Annotated in this window: 17 protein-coding genes; 12 read left to right on the top strand and 5 right to left on the bottom strand. The window is 37.2% G+C overall.

Features of this window, described 5'->3' with window-relative positions; translation table 11 throughout:
• Positions 1-7 precede the first annotated feature (7 nt).
• On the bottom strand, positions 8-2,452 hold the full coding sequence (dmsA, locus tag AACV01_RS02830) for a dimethylsulfoxide reductase subunit A (protein WP_017628118.1): 2,445 nt from the start codon (positions 2,450-2,452) through the stop codon (positions 8-10).
• 793 nt (positions 2,453-3,245) lie between these two features.
• Here dmsA and AACV01_RS02825 point away from each other — a divergent pair.
• The 7 genes from AACV01_RS02825 (at position 3,246) to AACV01_RS02795 (ending at position 10,080) form a co-directional block, all read left to right on the top strand.
• Positions 3,246-4,490: a PfkB family carbohydrate kinase gene (locus AACV01_RS02825; RefSeq protein WP_004242894.1), complete on the top strand. Its 1,245-nt coding sequence runs from the start codon at positions 3,246-3,248 to the stop codon at positions 4,488-4,490.
• A complete protein-coding gene (locus AACV01_RS02820; protein ID WP_004242895.1) occupies positions 4,490-5,434 on the top strand; it encodes a tripartite tricarboxylate transporter substrate binding protein in 945 nt (314 codons plus the stop codon). The genes AACV01_RS02825 and AACV01_RS02820 overlap by 1 nt, the downstream gene beginning before the upstream one ends.
• A 30-nt stretch (positions 5,435-5,464) precedes the next feature.
• Positions 5,465-5,899, top strand: a complete 435-nt coding sequence (locus AACV01_RS02815; protein WP_012367913.1) for a tripartite tricarboxylate transporter TctB family protein — start codon at positions 5,465-5,467, stop codon at positions 5,897-5,899.
• An 18-nt stretch (positions 5,900-5,917) separates the two neighbouring features.
• Positions 5,918-7,405, top strand: coding sequence for a tripartite tricarboxylate transporter permease (locus AACV01_RS02810; RefSeq protein WP_004248045.1), 1,488 nt, complete (start codon positions 5,918-5,920; stop codon positions 7,403-7,405).
• Positions 7,406-7,538: 133 nt separating this feature from the next.
• Entirely contained in the window at positions 7,539-8,534 is a 996-nt protein-coding gene (locus AACV01_RS02805) for a dihydroxyacetone kinase subunit DhaK (RefSeq protein ID WP_017628117.1), read from the top strand.
• Positions 8,534-9,145, top strand: coding sequence for a dihydroxyacetone kinase subunit L (locus AACV01_RS02800; protein ID WP_017827726.1), 612 nt, complete (start codon positions 8,534-8,536; stop codon positions 9,143-9,145). The genes AACV01_RS02805 and AACV01_RS02800 overlap by 1 nt, the downstream gene beginning before the upstream one ends.
• 23 nt (positions 9,146-9,168) lie before the next feature.
• The gene (locus AACV01_RS02795; RefSeq protein ID WP_046334802.1) at positions 9,169-10,080 is read left to right on the top strand and encodes a dihydrodipicolinate synthase family protein; all 912 of its coding nucleotides are present in this window, start codon (positions 9,169-9,171) and stop codon (positions 10,078-10,080) included.
• A gap of 90 nt (positions 10,081-10,170) precedes the next feature.
• On the opposite strand, the gene AACV01_RS02790 is transcribed toward AACV01_RS02795, so the two are convergent.
• From AACV01_RS02790 to AACV01_RS02780, 3 genes are all read right to left on the bottom strand, one after another.
• Positions 10,171-11,145: a threo-3-hydroxy-L-aspartate ammonia-lyase gene (locus tag AACV01_RS02790; RefSeq protein ID WP_060554655.1), complete on the bottom strand. Its 975-nt coding sequence runs from the start codon at positions 11,143-11,145 to the stop codon at positions 10,171-10,173.
• Positions 11,142-11,540, bottom strand: a complete 399-nt coding sequence (locus AACV01_RS02785) for a RidA family protein (protein WP_004248050.1) — start codon at positions 11,538-11,540, stop codon at positions 11,142-11,144. The genes AACV01_RS02790 and AACV01_RS02785 overlap by 4 nt, the downstream gene beginning before the upstream one ends.
• A gap of 315 nt (positions 11,541-11,855) precedes the next feature.
• Positions 11,856-12,614, bottom strand: coding sequence for a GNAT family N-acetyltransferase (locus AACV01_RS02780; RefSeq protein ID WP_004242909.1), 759 nt, complete (start codon positions 12,612-12,614; stop codon positions 11,856-11,858).
• Positions 12,615-13,453: 839 nt separating this feature from the next.
• Between AACV01_RS02780 and leuE the strand changes: the two genes are divergently transcribed.
• From leuE to yqfB, 5 genes are all read left to right on the top strand, one after another.
• A complete protein-coding gene (gene leuE / locus AACV01_RS02775) occupies positions 13,454-14,101 on the top strand; it encodes a leucine efflux protein LeuE (RefSeq protein WP_004248051.1) in 648 nt (215 codons plus the stop codon).
• Positions 14,102-14,204: 103 nt separating this feature from the next.
• Positions 14,205-14,822, top strand: coding sequence for a pyridoxamine 5'-phosphate oxidase family protein (locus AACV01_RS02770; protein WP_004242912.1), 618 nt, complete (start codon positions 14,205-14,207; stop codon positions 14,820-14,822).
• A 121-nt stretch (positions 14,823-14,943) separates the two neighbouring features.
• On the top strand, positions 14,944-15,555 hold the full coding sequence (locus tag AACV01_RS02765; RefSeq protein WP_004248053.1) for a DNA-3-methyladenine glycosylase family protein: 612 nt from the start codon (positions 14,944-14,946) through the stop codon (positions 15,553-15,555).
• A 79-nt stretch (positions 15,556-15,634) separates the two neighbouring features.
• Positions 15,635-16,498: a methylated-DNA--[protein]-cysteine S-methyltransferase gene (locus AACV01_RS02760; protein ID WP_161682382.1), complete on the top strand. Its 864-nt coding sequence runs from the start codon at positions 15,635-15,637 to the stop codon at positions 16,496-16,498.
• Between the two features lie 44 nt (positions 16,499-16,542).
• Entirely contained in the window at positions 16,543-16,872 is a 330-nt protein-coding gene (gene yqfB, locus AACV01_RS02755; protein WP_036894919.1) for a N(4)-acetylcytidine aminohydrolase, read from the top strand.
• Between the two features lie 94 nt (positions 16,873-16,966).
• Here the strand turns inward: yqfB and AACV01_RS02750 are convergent, their stop codons facing one another.
• Positions 16,967-18,709, bottom strand: a complete 1,743-nt coding sequence (locus AACV01_RS02750) for an ABC-F family ATP-binding cassette domain-containing protein (protein ID WP_161682380.1) — start codon at positions 18,707-18,709, stop codon at positions 16,967-16,969.
• Between the last annotated feature and the right edge of the window lie 171 nt (positions 18,710-18,880).

Raw genomic sequence — 18,880 nt, 5'->3', positions numbered from 1 at the left:
AGACTCCTTACGCCTTGACGACTTCAACAAGATTACTGTGAGAAGGATTACCCTTAGCAAGTGGTGAAGGGCGTTGGGTCGTTAACACGTTAATGCAACCTGCATGATCAATACGGTTACTGTCTGGGTTATACCAAGCCCCTTCACTTAATCCGACAACGCCCGGCAAAATACGTGGTGTGACTTTAGCGTTGATACGTACTTCACCGCGATCGTTATAAATACGAACTAAATCGCCGTGTTTGATACCACGTTTTGTAGCATCAACAGGGTTTATCCAAATTTCTTGTGGACAAGCCGCTTTTAATACATCCACGTTGCCATAAGTTGAGTGGGTACGAGCTTTATAGTGAAAACCCGTCATTTGTAATGGGTATTTATCCATAGCAGGGTCGCCATAGCTTTCAAAACCTGCGGAGTAGATTGGCAGTGGATCAATCACATCGTCTGCCGCTAATTCCCATGTCGCTTTAATTTCAGCTAATTGCGAAGAATAAATTTCAATTTTTCCTGACGGCGTTGTCAGTGGATTGTTGAGTGGATCAGCGCGGAATTCACGGTAAGCCACATGATGGCCTTGTGGATCACGTTTTTTAAAGATACCTTGTGCCCGAAATTCTTCAAAGGTAGGCAGTTCTGGTAAATTTTGACGAGATTGCTCATAAAGATGGCGTAGCCACTCTTCTTGGGTACGATTTTCGGTAAATTTCTCACCCACCCCCATACGTTTAGCAATTTCGCTGGTCATCTCATAGATATTGCGACTTTCAAAACGTGGCTTAATCGCTTGGTCAGCGAAAATCACGTAAGCCATATTCCCCGCAGAAGCATCCATACAGAAATCCATTTGCTCTGATGCCGTACAATCCGGCAGTAAGATATCTGCATATTTTGCCGATGCGGTCATATGATTATCGATAACCACAATCATTTCGCATTTTTTATCATCTTGTAGGATTTCATGAGTACGGTTTATTTCTGAATGTTGGTTAACTAAGCAGTTCCCCGCATAGTTCCATACCATTTTAATAGGTACATCCAGTTTATCTTTACCTCGCACGCCATCACGTGTAGCGGTCATTTCAGGGCCACGTAAAATGGCATCTGTCCACATAAACATAGAAATACTGGTCGTGACAGGATTAGTTAAGGTTGGCATACGGACAAAAGGAATGCTGTAAGAGCCTTCACGGGCACCGGTATTGCCCCCATTTATTCCCACATTACCAGTTAAGATAGCGAGCATTGCAATAGCGCGAGAGGCTAATTCGCCATTTGAACGGCGTTGAGGGCCCCAACCTTGAGTAATATAAGCCGGCTTAGCACCAGCGATTTCACGGGCTAATTTGACAATACGTGCCGCGGGAATACCGGTAATTTGTGCTGCCCATTCTGGGGTTTTGGGTTGACCATCTGCGCCATCACCTAAAATATAGGCTTTATAGTGGGCGTTTTTAGGTGCCCCTTCTGGCATCGTAGTTTCGTCGTAACCAACGCAGTATTTATCTAAGAAGGGTTTATCGACTAAATCTTCTTTGATCATGACATAAGCTAACGCATTAACTAAAGCTGCATCAGTACCTGGACGAATGGGGATCCACTCATCCTCACGACCTGCACCAGTATCAGTATAGCGAGGATCAATAATTATCATGCGAGCATCTGATTTTTCACGAGCTTGCTCAACATAATAAGTTACACCACCGCCACTCATACGTGTTTCGCCGGGATTATTACCAAACATAACAACCAATTTAGTATTTTCGATGTCTGAAGGACTATTGCCATCAGCCCATCCCCCGTAGGTGTAATTTAAGCCTGCAGCGATCTGCGCAGTACTATAATCGCCATAATGGTTGAGATAACCACCACAGCAATTCATTAAACGGGCAATAAGGGTTGCTCCTGGTGGCCAAGATTTTGTCATGGTGCCACCGAGGGTGCCTGTACCGTAATTTAGATAAATAGATTCATTGCCATAATCTTTTATCAGGCGTTTCATGGTGTCGGAAATAGTATCAAAGGCTTCATCCCAAGAGATACGTTCAAATTTACCTTCACCACGTTTACCTACGCGTTTCATGGGATAACGTAAGCGATCTGGATTATAAACACGCCGACGCATAGAGCGACCACGTAAGCAAGCTCGTACTTGATGGAACTCGTCGTAAACGTCATTGCCGGTATTGTCTGTTTCAACGTACTTAATTTCGCCATCAACGACATGCATACGCAATGGACAACGACTACCGCAATTGACGGTACATGCACTCCAGACGACTTTTTCTTTATTGGTAGATGTCGGCGCTGTTTGCTCCGAAGCCATGGCTTGGCTAAAGGGGAGAGATAATCCACCCGCCGTTGCAACTAATCCACCAGCGGCTCCCACTTTGACAAAGCGTCGGCGAGATAGGGGGGTGGAAAGTAACGTCATCTCTTTGATGTTTTTCATACATTACTCACTTAATTATATTTTTAAGAAGAAAAATAAAGAGCTTATATAGAAATTATTGTTATCATTTTTGTTAATAAATAAGCACGCTAACGTAAGATAATAAAACCCAACTATTAATGTGGATATTACTTACTTATAAAAAGTGGTAGTTGCTTTACATCAAAGAAACATGATTTATTACGAAGGTTATCAATTGTCGCTGTTTTCTTAACTCTATGTATTATTTAAAGTTAATCAATTGATTAATATTGATATATAATTTAATACATATCGATTGATAAGAAAAAATAAACTAAATAACTAAAATAGCCCAATAGCGTCCAATTTATAATGTGTAATATACAGAATCATTAACTCATTATTTTTATCAATGATTACATCTGTGTGTTTTTTATTATTGTTATTTAACAAGTGTCATTTGATATCGAGTAAACATTAAAAAACGTCGGTTAGCTTGAACTGCGTATCAATAATGTCTTATGTAATAAAACAAATAAACCGTCAGTTAACATGGTATTTACAAAATCAGCTGGTTCTAAAATAGAACATTGAAAATCAATGCACTTATAATAGACTGATTTTTCTTACGCTTAACAAACTCCTCATCAGATAAAGATTCGTTTCATCTCTCATTTTCCAGCTATCACAATTGAATTACTGTTAAAAAAATGTGATCTAAGTTGTTCGGATTTGGTTTTGCTTCCGTTTTTGGTTTTTTGTTTTGAATGTTATCGCAAAATCATCGGCTGGATATCCTTATTCTCGTATTAATGATACGGAGGCACTTTATATGTTTTCAGAAGAAAGACGACAGGAAATCTATAGCATTATTAGGGAACAGAAAAAAGTTAAAGTGGCTCAGCTAGCGGAAAGATTCAACGTCACATTAGAAACGATCCGCAGTGATTTGAAATACCTCGAAAATGAAGGGTTGATCAAACGTTGTCATGGTGGCGCCATACTAGGGAAACAAGAAATAAAAAAGATCAGTAAATTTAGTGATAGTTTTGATATCTCATGCTTACTACACGATTTATTGATCGTCAAAGAACATAAAAAGAAAACACCAGAAGGTAAAGTGTGTGTATTAGGCTCTTTTGTGGTGGACATTATTGCTAATGTTGATGCATTTCCTCGTGTAGGGGAATTGGTAAATTCAAAAGGAAACTCAATAGGTCCGGGTGGAAAAGGGACGAATCAAGCCATTTCTGCCAGTTTTTCTGATGCAAAAGTGCATTTAATTACCAAAGTCGGTGAAGATCATTTTAGTAAGTATGCTTATAAATATTTGCAAGAGAGCGGTATTGATTCATTTACTATTTTTCAAACAGAAATAGAGCCAACAGGTAGCTCAATTAGCTATTTAGCAGATAAAACCCAAAATAATATTACGGCTACCTATTTAGGCGCAAATAACACTTTTACCCTGCAAGAGGTCGATATATCACTGCCTTATATTAGTGAAGCTGACGTGTTATTACTGCAAGGGGAAATTAATATTGATGCTAATGTGAAAGCCGCTTCTTTTGCTCATTCTATTAATAAAACCGTCATACTTAATGTCGCTCCGTATAGCGATGATTTAAAACAACTTTATTTATATGTAGATTTTATTACGTTAAACGCTTACCAAGCTTCAGATTGGTCAGGTATTGAAATTAATACGATTAATGATGCCAAGCAAGCCGTAGAGATTATTGCCGGTAACGAAAAGAAAAAAGTGATTATCTACATAGATGAATTAGGCGTGGTGTATTTTGATGGGAGGAATACTTTTCATATTCCGCCACTACCTTCTCTACGTGTTGATACGATGGCAGCAACAGATGCTTTTAATGGTGCATTTGCCTCAAAAATAGCCGCAGGAGGCACAATGCCAGAAAGTGTTTTATTTGCTAGTGCTTTCTTGTCTGCATTTATAGAACAAAAAGGGGTGACTTCAATGCCTTCACTATCACAAGTACAAGCCCGTCTTAAATTAAGAATTGAAGATATTCGACCACAAGTAATCTGCAATGAGAAAAGGTGCATATAATGAAAAAAACTCTCTTAGCTCTGACCCTATGCAGTTCTGTTTTTACTGTTCCTGCTTTTGCACAATGGCCTGAAAAACCTATTACGATTATTGTTCCTTGGGCTGCTGGTGGCAATACAGATACCGTTGCTCGTTTAGCAGCAAAAGGATTACAAGAAGAATTAGGTGTGACGGTTAATGTCGTTAATAAGACCGGAGGAAGTGGCGTTGTTGGACATGATGCTATTAAAAATGCCAAGCCAGATGGTTACACATTAGGTATTGCCACGGTTGAAATTGCGATGATGCATCATCAGGGGATGACTAATTTAACCTATCAAGATTATACCCCGATCACACGTTTAGCGGTAATCTACGGTGGATTACAAGTTGCAAAATCATCGCCTTTTAATAATGCACAAGAAATTATCGATTATGCCAAAGCCAACCCAGGAAAATTAAAAGCGTCAGGGAGTGGATTAAACTCTATCTGGCATCTTAATAATATTGGCATGTTACGTGCAGCAGGTTTACCTGATAACGCAATCCGCTTTATTCCTTCCCAAGGAGCTAGTGCTGCATTACAAGAGTTAGCTTCAGGGGGCGTTGATATTGTAACGTCTTCATTAGGTGAGGCTGACAGTATGGTAAAAGCCGGATTAGTCAAACATATGGCCATTATGTCTAATGAAAAATCGGCATTTTATCCTGATGTTCCTCTCTTTAAAGAAGCAACAGGTTATGATTGGGATTTACAAGCATGGAATATGTTAGTTGCCCCTAAAGGGCTTGATAAAGAAGCACAAGATAAGCTTACCGCAGCAATGAAGAAAGTTTATGCTTCAGGTGAATTAGCTGAATTTGCTAATAAACAAGGATTTGAAGTCATTGAATTGTATGGTGATGATGCGACACAATTTATGGCCAATGAAGATAAAAAGTTTGGCGAAATTATAAAAAAATAACTGAGGAAACGGCTGATAATAGCCGTTTTTATGCCTATGCTAAATCGTCATATATTATCATTTATATTTTGCCTATTTGGATTATTTCTTATTATTTATAGCGCCTATTCATTAGGTGATTTTAGTGAATATGGTGCGGCTTTTATGCCTTCACTAATTGGTGGAGGAATGATTGTTTTTTCATTATTAGATATTTTTGCAAAAAAGCAGCAAATGGATACACCTTTGGTGACATGGCATGAAATAAAATTTGTGTTATTAATTATTGGTATCATTCTATTTTATGTGTTTTTTGCTGAATACCTTGGTTTTATTGTTACGGGATTTATTGTTATTGCACCATTAATGATGAAATACGCAAAAGTAAAACCGATATTTAGTTTTATTATTTCTGCTGGAATTGTATTAGGCGTTTACTATTTATTTACCGCTGTACTGTTAGTACCGCTACCTCAATTATTTTAATAAATAGAGAAAAACAGTATGGATATATTTATTAGCGCATTAGCTTATATTGATTACACGACAATACTTGTTGTCATAGGCGCTTGCTTATTTGGTTTATTTGTTGGAGCAATTCCGGGGTTAACATCAACCATGGCAATTGCTTTAATGGTGCCTTTTACTTTCTTTCTTGATCCAATTCCTGCATTAGCACTGATGATCTCCGTAGGTGCATCCTCGATATTTGCCGGCGATATTCCAGGGGCATTATTAAATATTCCCGGAACACCCGCCTCTGCAGCTTATACTAACGATGCCCATACATTGGTTAAAGAAGGTAAAACTAATCGTGTATTAGGGATGTCATTAACAAGCTCCGTTATTGGTGGGGTGATCGGCACAATTATTTTAGCGTCAACCGCTCCGTTGTTAGCCGAGTTTGCACTTAAATTTAGCTCTTACGAATATATGTGGCTTACTTTAATTGGATTAAGCTGCGCCACTATTGTTTCTGGCGCTCAAATTAGAAAAAGTTTGCTAGCACTGTTTTTCGGTATTGCTTTAGCCACTATTGGCTACGATGAATTTACAGGACAAGCCCGTTTCACCTTTGGTGAAGTCTCTTTAATGCAAGGTGTTAGTTTTATTCCCGCCATGATAGGGCTATTTGCTATCTCTGGTGCGATTAAATATTACGTCGATCGCTGGAAAGAAAAGCAAATTAAATTAGCAGTTAATACAGATAATAGCTCATATAATATTTTTAAAGGAGTGGGAAAGGTTGTTTGCCAACGTAAAGGGGGCATTTTCCGTAGTGGTATTATTGGTACATTGATAGGTGCTTTACCCGGTGCTGGTGCCGATATCGCTGCGTGGATCTCTTATGCAGTATCTAAAAAATTATCAAAAAAACCGCAAAAGTATGGGCAAGGCTCAGAAGAAGGTATTGTTGATGCATCAGCAAGTAATAATGCTAGTTTAGCAGGAAGTTGGATACCTTCATTGGTTTTTGGTATTCCCGGTGATTCTGCGGCAGCTATTATCATTGGTGTATTGTATATGAAAGATATGCAACCTGGACCAACTCTCTTTTTATTTAATCCAGATAAACTGTACGCCGTTTTTATCATTTTCTTTATTGCGAATTTAATCTTATTACCTATAGCTTTTATTGTTGTTAATTTTTTAAAGAAAATTGTTGCTATTGATAATGCAATTCTTTATCCAGCAATTATTTTATTTAGTATTGTCGGTTCATTTGCTATTACCAATACGATGTCATCCATTGTGGTTATGATGGTGATGGGAGTTATCGGCTATTTTCTTCAACAGCGTAACTTTCCAATCTCACCGATTATATTAGGGATGATTTTAGGACCGATGCTAGAGAAGAATTTACTTTCTTCGTTGATGAAATCGGACGGAGAGCTAATTAATTTTGTTAATAGACCTATTTCAATTGTATTAGCCAGTGTTTTCCTATTAATTGTCGCTATGCAAATTAGGAGCGCATTTAAAACCAAATAACTAATAAGCTATTTATTATTTTCAAAAAATATACACATATTCTATCCAATACCAGGGAAAATGCTTCTTAAATAATTAATTTTTAATTTAAGAGGGCAATATCCGTAGATAAATAAAAATATCGGGTGTTTTTATGAAAAAGATATTAAATAAACCAGAAAATTATGTTGATGAAACATTAGCTGGCTTATGCCTTGCACATAATGATATTTATCGTCAACCACAACCACGTTTAATTACGCGTGCTAACAGCTCAGATAAAGCTAAAGTGGGAATTGTTACTGGCGGAGGATCAGGGCACCTTCCCGTTTTCACCGGATATGTAGGTGAAGGTTTATTAGATGCCGCCGCAGTCGGTGATGTATTTGCCTCACCGTCAGCAGATCTAATGGCTGATGCGATACGCGCTGCGGATAATGGGCAGGGGGTATTACTGCTCTATGGTAATTATGGTGGCGATATTATGAATTTTGATATGGCCTCTGAAACGGTAGATTTTGAAGATAATATTCGATGTACAACGGTGTTAGCGACAGATGATATTGCTTCTGCAACACCAGAAGAAGCGCATAAACGTCGTGGTGTGGCTGGAATGATTTATGGTTTTAAAATGGCAGGAGCCAAAGCTCAAGAAGGGGCAACTCTTGATGAGGTGACCCGCATTGCTCAAAAAACCATGGAAAACACGCGAACAATAGGCTGTGCCTTAACATCTTGCACCTTACCCGCTGTTGGACATCCTACCTTTGAAATAGCTGACGATGAAATGGAAATGGGAATGGGGATCCACGGTGAACCAGGAATTTGGCGCGATAAATTACGTAGTGCAGATGATATTGCTGAAGAAATGTTTCAACGTTTACAAACCGAATTATCACTAAAAAAGGGTGATAAAGTCTCAGTTCTAGTCAACTCGTTAGGTGCAACGCCTTTAGAAGAACTCTATATTTTATATAATAAAGTTGTTCAACTTATTGATAATACAGGGGCGACTATCATTCATCCATTAGTCGGCCGTTATGCAACATCAATGGAAATGACCGGTGCTAGCTTAACTTTTTGTAAACTTGATGATGAGCTTGAAGCTTTATTGAATGCACCTGCTCACTGTGCATTTTGGAGAGTGTGATGATGACTAATATTACACTCGATAATATAAAACTTGCTGTACAACGTATCGCAATTGCCTGTGAACAGTCTCAAAATAGACTATGTGAAGCAGATAGCCAACTTGGTGACGGTGATTTAGGGGTAACCATGCAAAAAGGATGGCGACAAATTGCTAACGATGCCCAAGATTGGCCTGACGATTTAAGTAAAGCGCTTTTTCAATGCAGCAAATCATTACAAAAAGCCTGTGCGTCTTCTTTTGGTACTTTGCAAGCAACGGCTTTTATGGCAATGGCCAAATATTGCAAAGAAAACCACCTGCAAGAAATAGCGCTTGCCGATATTTCCCCACTATTGACGGTCGCATACCAAAGCATGATGGCGAGAGGAAAAGGGGAATTAGGGCAAAAGTCAGTATTAGATATTCTTTATCATTTATCTGAAGATCTAGCGTCGATCTCATCTCTGACTGAACTAAAACCCACTGCTTTAAAAAGTATTAATAATACGCTAAATGAATTTCGCCCTAAGCCTAATTTATTGGGACGTGCCCGTATGTTCCCAGAAAAATCGATAGGATTAGACGATCCCGGAATGTTAGCGATTAACGTTATTGTTGAAGCAATTTGATTGAATAAATAAAAGGCTCTTACATGAAAAAATTATTTGGCGTTACAGTGGCGATGGTTACTCCGTTTGATTCAAATGATCATGTGGACATCAACGCGTTGTCTGCATTAACTAATATGTTGATCACTAAAGGTGTTGATTGCCTTTATCCTTGTGGCACGACCGGAGAAATGTTGCGTTTATCCGCATCAGAGCGTAAAAGTGTGGCGCAAACCGTAGTAGAGACGGCAAATAAACGTTTACCTGTTTTTATTCATGTTGGCGCAATGACGGTAACAGAAACCATTGAACTCGCCAAACATGCTGTAGAAATTGGTGCCGATGGTATTGGTGTAGTGACGCCACAATTTTTTGCTGCCACAGACAGAGAATTAGAGCACTATTTTGTGACTATCGCCAATAGCGTACCAGAGAATTTCCCAATCTATCTTTATAACATTCCACAATGTGCGGCTAATAATATCAAGCCTGAATTAGCGGCTAAAATTCAGCAACAATGCAAAAATGTGATTGGTATAAAATACAGTTTTGCCGATAACAATACGACACTTGGCTATTTAGCGGTTGCAGATAATTTTTCAGTACTTCATGGCTACGATAAATTATTCCTTGGTTTATTAGATGCAGGCTGTGATGGCACTGTTTCAGGATGTGCCTGTGTTTTCCCTGAGCCATTTGTGAATATGTATCAAGCCTATATTACGGGTAATTATCAAGAAGCGAAGTACTGGCAACAATTTTGTGTGAAATTTAGTGATGCTTTGAAATCAGGCGCGAACATGGCGATATTTAAGTCAGCATTAACTATGCGTGGCTTAAACGGTGGTCATATGCGTTTACCTCAACTTGATTTATTACCTGAAGAAAACCAACAATTGAAAGAAGATCTAACGCAATTATGCAAAGAAGCGGGGATCGCTTTTTCAATTAATTAACAGAGACTCAGCTTCAAAATATCTTTATTATATTAAGCAGTATAAAAAATAACCTATACTGCTTTTTTATAATAAATAACATCTAGTTATTCAATTATTTTGTGATAAAAAATGACCATATTGCATAATATCGACATTGCCACCACTGATAATAATACCAATTTTTTTGCCTTTTAACTTATCACCAAATTGACGAGCTGCAGCTAAACTTAAACAGCCTGTAGGCTCTACAATGATTTTCATTCTCTGAGCATAAAATTGCATAGCAGAAATTAGTTCTTCATCTGTTGCTGTTAAAATATCGTCTACGTTGTTGCGAATGATCTCAAAAGTATAATCGCCTAAATGCTGAGTTTGTGCGCCATCTGCAATAGTTTTTGGCGTATCAATATAAATTATCTCACCTTTGCGTAATGATTGTTGTCCGTCATTTCCCGCTAAAGGCTCAACACCAAAAATTCTACAATGTGGCGAAAGGGCTTTGGTTGATAATAATGAACCTGAAAGTAAACCACCGCCCCCTAAGGGAACAAACAGCATATCTAACTCACCAACTTCCTCGAATAACTCTTTAGCTGCAGTACCTTGACCGGCAATAACGTGAGGATGATCGTAAGGTGGTATTAAAGTTAATCCTTCTTCTTGAGCAAGTTTTTGTCCTATCTCTTCGCGATCTTGTGTATAACGGTTATACAGAATGACTCTACCACCATAACCTTTTGTTGCTTGCATTTTAGCTGTGGGGGCATCTTCAGGCATGATAATTGTAGCTGGAATACCTAATAATTTTGCCGATAGTGCAATAGCTTGAGCATGATTACCTGATGAAAAAGTTATCACACCATTTTTGCGCTGTTCGTCCGTAAATTGTGATAATGCATTCATTGCTCCGCGAAATTTAAAAGCGCCTATGCGCTGAAAGTTTTCGCATTTAAAATAGAATTGAGCACCCGTTAACTCATTGATAGTGCGAGAGGTTAAGATAGGTGTTTTATTAAGATATGGCAAAATACGTTGATGTGCTTCAACCACATCTGGGTAAGTAGGAAGCGCTAATTTATTCATAAAGTTTGCTCCTTGATCACCATGGCTTCAATTTCAATTTTACTGCCAAAATGAAGCTCTTTTACACCCGCGACTAATCTGGCCGGTTTATGCTCACCAATCCATTTTGCATATAACTCATTGACAACAGGCCATTCGTTAATGTCTGTAATATACATCTTAACTTGGGCAATATCGGTTTTTTGTGCTTTTATTCCTATAAGGCAAGCGTTTAAATTTTCAAGCACTTGATTAATTTGAAATTCAATAGGTTTATCCGTTAATGGCACGCCGTTCTTATCTAAAGGTAATAGGCCTGAAATAAAGGACATATTATTGGCTGTAACAACATGAGAGTAGTGCCCCCCTGGCGATGAAAGAGCTTCAATATTTTGCATCACAAGATGTGAACTCATAGTATTTTCCTATTTCACTCTGGTTAGATTAAATGTACAACAACTTATACATTATGTCTAACTCTAGATCAATAGTGTAGTTTTAGCTAGTAAATCAAATAATAAATACGAGGAAATTGACGATAGCTATGATAGCTATATAGAAAGTAGTTATTAGCAAGGTAAAATTAATCGCCACTGTTTGGAGGGAAAGTAATGGCTTAATGGTGTTATTTTAACATAGATAACATAGCGTTAGCATTTGCTTTGTCGTAGGTCTTTTAAAGGTTGAAAAGAAGGTTCAATAACTTGATTGAGCCTTCTTAATGTAGGCAGTTATTCGTTAATAAAGCTTAAATAGTTAAAAAGTGGCTTAAAACCAAATTTACGATATAGCGCTAGACCATCCGCTGACGCATCTAAGAAACAACGCTCGACACCTTGCTCTCGACAAAACTCTAATACGTGAGTAATTAAATGTGTGGCATAACCATTGCCTTGATAGGCAATATCCGTCCCAATATCGTCAAATCTTGCTAGTTTATCATGTAATGTCAGCGTTAATGATGATACAGGCTGCCCTGCAACTAATAATGCATAATGAAGGATCGTCGCACCATTATCTAACGCTTTTTGGTGATAACGAATATATTCATTAGTTATCGTATCGTCACCAACAGGAAAGGCGGTTTTCAATGGTTGCGCCCACTGTTTAAGATCATGGTTAGTTAAAATAATATCGCACGGGTTATTTTTATAGGGGGGATAAGTCGCATCAGACAATGAGAGATACATAGCGGTTGTCATACCGTCACCCGTATAACCTGCTTTTTTTATTATCTCTTCAAATTCAGGCAACAGAGATTCCGGCAGAACCAGCATGTGACCTTTTTTTTGCGAGGAGAACAGCGTACTTGCTTGTTGGAAAGTATTTTCGCTAGCGCCTTGACGAAGATAGATAAAATTAAAAATAGGCGCGTCCATCGGTGTCATAAAGCAGTGGGTATGATCACCAATACGAATATTGTTTTCACATATCTCTGACCAAAACGCTTTTTCTATAATTTTAAACTCTTTATACAGTTGTGCATCCATAATGGTTCTCTAGATAAATCATGATAAGCGATAAGAGGCTAACAGAGGATCCGCTTGTGTAGATTAATTTGGTTCAACTTACTCACCTAATAAAGGTGACAGTGTCACCAATGTGTCTGTTGCTACATGTAAATCTTTTAGCAAATAGGGCATCGGGCTATAATCGATGTTCCATCTTTAGTAGTCGTTGCTGAGCAATTATAGCCTTTTTATCATACGTTTTCCGGTATCACTAAAGTTACCATAAAAAGTCATCTTAGTGGCTTAGCATTTGCTCAGGGTGATGTATATCACTAATTTCAATGTAATATGTGTAAGACTACGTTATCGGTAATCTACAATAGGGATAGATCTACTAAAGAATAATCACTTTGGTAAATCCTTGTGAATATTATACTCACTTTATGTGCTAAAAAATGCAAAATTTATAAAAAATAATTATTTTTCATAAAGATATATGGTTATTTCTATATAAAAAATGGCTTATAACAGTGATTCTCATCACAAAGAGATAAATAGACTATAACATTAACGATACAATAGGTTGTTCTCCCCATAAATAACTAAAAATCCAGCCAATAGTTCTTATTAAAATGCTTTATTAAGAATTTTATCTATATAAAAAAAGCAATTTCAGCACCATACTATTACCCGCATTCAAACCAGTCATATAATCCAAATATAAATAAAAAAATGAATTATTAGACTATGTTTTAGTTATCAAACCAGTTTAACTTACTTATTTATCGTTAAATATAAGTTTATTGTTTTACAAAAAAATTAATATCGATATGATAGCCCACATATACAGCATATTATTTTTTTAAAAAAGGCGTCATATGTTAGAAAGTATTGGTATTTCAAATATTTGGACATACCTTTTAGGCGTTATTTTTATTACACTAGTACCAGGTCCAAATTCAATTTTCGTCCTAACTTCGAGTGCGAAGCATGGCGTGAAAGGGGGGTATAAAGCCGCTCTTGGTGTTTTTACGGGTGATGCATTATTAATCTTTTTGGCATTTTTGGGGGTTGCTTCATTAGTCAAGACTTCACCCGTTTTCTTTATTGTGATCAAGTATGCCGGTGCACTTTATTTAACCTATTTAGGTTTAAAAACACTCTATGCGACATTCCATAAGAAAAAAGAGCAGCCGGAACAGGTTGCAGTAGAGGTTGTAAAAGCGAAAAACGGCTTATATATCAAAGCGCTTTTCTTAAGTTTATTAAATCCAAAAATGATCATCTTTTATGTGTCATTTTTTATTCAATTTATTGATCCTAAATATGAAAATGCAGGGGTTCCCTTTTTTGTATTAGGTGTAATATTAGAAATATGTAGCATGCTTTACTTATCTGTACTTATTTTTGGTGGCGTTGCTATTACTAATAAGGTTAAGCATAACAAACGATTAGCATCATTATCGAATAGTTGCATTGGTGCTGTATTCTTATTATTTGGTGCCAAACTTGCTTTAACGGCTTAACAGATTGATAAGATTGAATGAAAAGGTCACATTTATGGTGACCTTTTTTTTATACGAAATTTGTATATGATGAGAATGAGCTAAATGATAACAAGGCCACCTTATGAAAAATACCATTGTAAAAGATCTGAAAACACTGGAAGAGATTTATGGTCAACCTGCCGAACCATCGGTCTTAAAAGAAGTGGATTTTATTCACCCCCTTTATCGCCCTTATATTGAAGCTACACCATTTGTTGCATTAGCCACTTATAGTGCTGATGGTATGGATGTTTCTCCTCGTGGCGATGAGCCAGGTTTTATTCATATTGAAGACGATCATACTTTATTATTACCCGATAGACGTGGTAATAACCGCATTGATAGCATGCGCAATTTGTTAATTAATCCCGCGATTGCTTTATTAGTGCTAGTCCCTGGCATTAATGAAACATTACGAATTAATGGTCATGCGGAAATTTTAATAGATGAAGAAACACTCGCACGCTTTAAATATAACAATGCACTACCTCGCTCTGTCTTGCGCATCCATGTTGAGCGCGTATTTTTCCAATGTGGTAGGGCACTTATTCGTTCAGGTTTGTGGGAAAACAAATATTTAGCTGATAAATCAACTATTCCAGCACCGGGACAAATATTGAAATCCATTTCTCATCAACAATTTGATGGTGATAAATATGATGCACAATTGCCTGAACGTATTATGAAAACATTATATTAATCATATAGTTTGCTCTTTTTATATTAACATTTGCTAAAAAGAGCAAGAAACAGAGTGCATAACAGGGGGAAGTGCACGCTATACTGTTTTATATAAATACCTTAATTAGTAGCGTGATTTTATGTATTTTCAGTATGGTGAAAAAGAGATCTCTTTTTTAAAACAAAAAGATAAGCGTCTAGCCGCGGTGATGGAAAGAATAGGGGAAATTAAACGTCCACTTACCCCTGATTTATTTACCGCATTAATTAAAAATATTATTGAACAGCAAATTTCTGTTGCGGCTGCCACCACGGTTCAGCAACGCTTACTTACCCTATGTGATGGTATTTATACTCCTGTACATATTGCTAGTTTATCAGAGCAAGATATTCAGCAATGTGGAATGACAATGCGTAAAGCCGGCTATATTAAAGGTATCGCTGACTCAGTTATAAATCATACGTTAGATTTAGACCAAATCCCCGCTATGTCTGATCAAGCGGTGATCAATACCCTAATAAAATTAAAAGGTATTGGCATTTGGACCGCTGAAATGTTATTAATTTCATCACTTAATCGTCCTGATATTTTAAGTTGGGGGGATTTAGCTATTCAGCGTGGTATCATGCGTTTATATCGCCATCAAAGCTTAGATAGAACACGCTTTGAACGCTATCGTAAACGTTATTCTCCTTATGGTTCAACGGCTTCACTCTATTTATGGGCATTATCTAAAGAAAGCGCAGACTAAAGAGCAATAATCGGAGTGATCTAAATAGAAGTTTATTGATAATGGACTTCATCCAGCATACATAAATGTAGGAACTAAAATGGAAAAGAGACATTATCAACTTATTGAACAAGCCTGCCGTTTTATTGAAGAAAATCAGGGTGATGTTTCTCTTGCCGACATCGCCGCACATATTCAATCCAGCCCATATTATTTCCATCGACGATTTAAATCTATAATGGGAATTACACCTAAAGAGTATGCGAATGCTTATCGGCACAAACTAATTAAGAAAGCATTAGCTGGCGATAAAACAATTACAGATGCGATATATCAATCAGGCTTTAATGCGAATAGCCGATTTTATGAAAATGCGACGGCCATATTAGGTATGACGCCAACCCATTGGCGCAATGGTGGACAAAATATCGTGATTTTTTTTGCTGTAGGGATCTGCTCATTAGGCCATATCCTTGTAGCTCAAAGTGAAAAGGGCATTTGTGCGATAACACTTGGCGATGATCCTGCGTGTTTATTAGATGAATTACAAAAACAATTTCCTCAAGCTGAACTTGTTGGTGCAAACCAAGAGTTTGAAAAATTGATTGCCCAAGTCATTGGTTTTGTTGAACTGCCAACACAACCTTTGGCATTACCACTTGATATTCAAGGAACAGTATTTCAACAAAAAGTTTGGCGGGCATTATTAGATATTCCTTTTGGTTGTACCATGACATATCAAGAAATTGCTCAAAAAATTGGTTCGCCAAAATCTTATCGAGCAGTGGCGAATGCCTGTGCATCAAATAAACTAGCAGTGGCGATCCCTTGCCATCGAGTTATCAGACAAAATGGTGAAATATCTGGATATCGTTGGGGGATTGAGCGCAAAGAAAAATTATTACAAAGAGAAAAGTCCCTTCATCATCAGCATGATAGATTGGCTATTAGCAAGAGAGATTAACCGTTATAATAAACATAATATCAATTTATAACAGATGAAATAAAATGGCATCAACAGCGATTGTACCAACAGATATTACATTTTTTGAGCGTTTAATCCCTTCAATTTTAGCCGGTATTAAAGTGATCACAATTAGGGATGAAGCAGAAAGCCACTATAAACCAAACACTATTGTTGATTTATTATCTAATGAACATGGCACTTATTATGGAAAGTTACAAATTATTTCTGTATCACCCTTAAATTTTAATGAGATAAATGAATTTCATGCTCAACAAGAGGGTATGAGTTTGCCTGCTTTAAAGGCCTTAATTAAAGACATTTATCCTACAACGGAAAATCTTTATTTAATAGAATATAAATTAATACAATAAGTAGTTCTCTCTTATTAGTTAATACCAATAAAAGCGGAGGGGTTCCTCCGCTTTGTATTATAACTTAAAATCAATAGGTTAATCGTTAGAAAAATTAAGCCAAATCAAGTTGTTGCTTTAAGATCTCTATTTCTGCTTGCCATTGAGCCTGTAATATAGGCTTTTGATGAGCAGATTTTCTTGCTAAATCAGCATTCAATTTATCTTCAAGTGCTATCAATTTCATTAGCAATTCATCTTCATTATGATGTTTTACTATTTCAACAGATGGAGCATGATGGCCATTTTGCTCATTAGAGACCGATGACATATCTTGTTGAGAAATAAGCTGATAAATTGTTTCAATATCATGATGTTCGCTAAGAACACCATTGTGAATATACCAAAAACGATTACAGCTTTTCTCTATCAATTCTCTATCATGGCTGACGAGTAAAATTCCCCCTGAAAATTGTTGAATTTGCTCAGCTAATGCCTGTTTACCTTCCATATCAAGATGGTTTGTTGGTTCATCTAGCATTAATAATGAATATTTTGCCAAACTGAGACCAATAAAAAGTAAACGAGCTCGTTCACCACCACTTAATGACTTTACTTGCTGATTATGGCGAGAATAAACAAAACCTGCATTTATTAATGCCATTTTCCTTTGCTCATCTAATAGCGGTGCAAAGGGCTTTAGTGCATCGGCAAGGGTATCATTATCATTAAGTTGTGCGAGGCTTTGATCGTAATAACCTAACTCAACTCTGGGATGAAGCCTGATCATATTTTCTGTTGATGTGGTTGAACCATGAAATGATGACCAAATCATTTTTAATAATGATGACTTACCTGTCCCATTAGCACCAACAATAGCGACTCGATCACCACTTTTGATCCGTTGATTATCGATGGTATATAAAATCGGTGCATCTGGCGCAGGGATCACTGAAAGCTGATGCAGCTCAAGCAATCTATCTGCCCGTAATATTGTTCCTGATAACTGTAACGTCCATTGATTGCCTTCTGTTACATCGACTTGTTCGTCTTTTAAACGAACAATTTGTTTTTCCATTTGTTTGGCTTTACGTGACAAACTTTCGTTATCATACACTTTTCCCCAGATGGCCAATTGCTTCGCACTTTGTGCAATACGATCTATCTCTTTTTGTTGTGCATCACAACGATGTTGCGCACTGATATCTTGTGCTTCTTGCTCTTGTCTTGCCTGAGAGCAGGGCAAGCGAAAAACAGATAGGGTTTTATCACGAATGATCCACGTACAATTGGTCACTTTATCTAACAACCTATTGTCATGTGAAACAAGAATAAAACTTCCTCGCCACTGTGTTAAAAATGTTTCTAACCACAAGATAGTCGGTAGATCTAAGTGGTTACTTGGCTCATCTAATAGCAGTAAGTCTGGTTGCAAAATCAATGCTCTCGCAAGTAATAAACGAGTATGTTGACCACCACTTAATTGTGAGACTAATATATTGATTTCATTGGTTTTAAATCCCATTTCACTTAATAATAATTCACTGCACCAACTTTCAGATATGCGTAGTTCTTCAGGTAATTTATGAAGAACCGCATCAATGAGGCGCATTGACTGTAGCTCACTTGGTAACTGTTGTTCGACATAAGCCATAATGACTTGATTGGCGATAGTAATAGATCCATCTGTTGGTACTAATTGGTGTGATAAAAGTTTTAATAGGGTACTTTTTCCACAACCGTTGTAGCCAATTAAACCAATTTTCTCACCTTTAGTGAGTGCCAAAGAAATATTACTCAGCAATATACCGTGATTATTATGAAAAGAGAGATTTTGTGTAGATAATAATGTGCTCATAGCTTACTCATTTTTTAAGCATAAAAATGCTTTGGGTAATATCACGCGATAACCCAGTAAGCTGAGGAGAGGTAATAGTTAACGTCGCTCAGGCAGGTTAACGCAGTAAAGAACTGTGAAAGCCTGAGCTATGGCGATTACCAAAGAAGTGTGAGTATTCAACAAGATCAC

The sequence above is a fragment of the Proteus sp. G2609 genome (genome assembly GCF_963896135.1).
Taxonomy (GTDB): domain Bacteria; phylum Pseudomonadota; class Gammaproteobacteria; order Enterobacterales; family Enterobacteriaceae; genus Proteus; species Proteus mirabilis.
Note: the sequence above shows the minus strand (reverse complement) of the source record. Positions and strands in the feature narration are given on the sequence as shown.

Excerpts from the sequence above, each read along its gene's own strand:
- dmsA (WP_017628118.1), bottom strand. The coding sequence starts at position 2,452 with ATGAAAAACATCAAAGAGATGACGTTACTTTCCACCCCCCTATCTCGC.
- AACV01_RS02825 (WP_004242894.1), top strand. The coding sequence starts at position 3,246 with ATGTTTTCAGAAGAAAGACGACAGGAAATCTATAGCATTATTAGGGAA.
- AACV01_RS02820 (WP_004242895.1), top strand. The coding sequence starts at position 4,490 with ATGAAAAAAACTCTCTTAGCTCTGACCCTATGCAGTTCTGTTTTTACT.
- AACV01_RS02815 (WP_012367913.1), top strand. The coding sequence starts at position 5,465 with ATGCCTATGCTAAATCGTCATATATTATCATTTATATTTTGCCTATTT.
- AACV01_RS02810 (WP_004248045.1), top strand. The coding sequence starts at position 5,918 with ATGGATATATTTATTAGCGCATTAGCTTATATTGATTACACGACAATA.
- AACV01_RS02805 (WP_017628117.1), top strand. The coding sequence starts at position 7,539 with ATGAAAAAGATATTAAATAAACCAGAAAATTATGTTGATGAAACATTA.
- AACV01_RS02800 (WP_017827726.1), top strand. The coding sequence starts at position 8,534 with ATGATGACTAATATTACACTCGATAATATAAAACTTGCTGTACAACGT.
- AACV01_RS02795 (WP_046334802.1), top strand. The coding sequence starts at position 9,169 with ATGAAAAAATTATTTGGCGTTACAGTGGCGATGGTTACTCCGTTTGAT.
- AACV01_RS02790 (WP_060554655.1), bottom strand. The coding sequence starts at position 11,145 with ATGAATAAATTAGCGCTTCCTACTTACCCAGATGTGGTTGAAGCACAT.
- AACV01_RS02785 (WP_004248050.1), bottom strand. The coding sequence starts at position 11,540 with ATGAGTTCACATCTTGTGATGCAAAATATTGAAGCTCTTTCATCGCCA.
- AACV01_RS02780 (WP_004242909.1), bottom strand. The coding sequence starts at position 12,614 with ATGGATGCACAACTGTATAAAGAGTTTAAAATTATAGAAAAAGCGTTT.
- leuE (WP_004248051.1), top strand. The coding sequence starts at position 13,454 with ATGTTAGAAAGTATTGGTATTTCAAATATTTGGACATACCTTTTAGGC.
- AACV01_RS02770 (WP_004242912.1), top strand. The coding sequence starts at position 14,205 with ATGAAAAATACCATTGTAAAAGATCTGAAAACACTGGAAGAGATTTAT.
- AACV01_RS02765 (WP_004248053.1), top strand. The coding sequence starts at position 14,944 with ATGTATTTTCAGTATGGTGAAAAAGAGATCTCTTTTTTAAAACAAAAA.
- AACV01_RS02760 (WP_161682382.1), top strand. The coding sequence starts at position 15,635 with ATGGAAAAGAGACATTATCAACTTATTGAACAAGCCTGCCGTTTTATT.
- yqfB (WP_036894919.1), top strand. The coding sequence starts at position 16,543 with ATGGCATCAACAGCGATTGTACCAACAGATATTACATTTTTTGAGCGT.
- AACV01_RS02750 (WP_161682380.1), bottom strand. The coding sequence starts at position 18,709 with ATGAGCACATTATTATCTACACAAAATCTCTCTTTTCATAATAATCAC.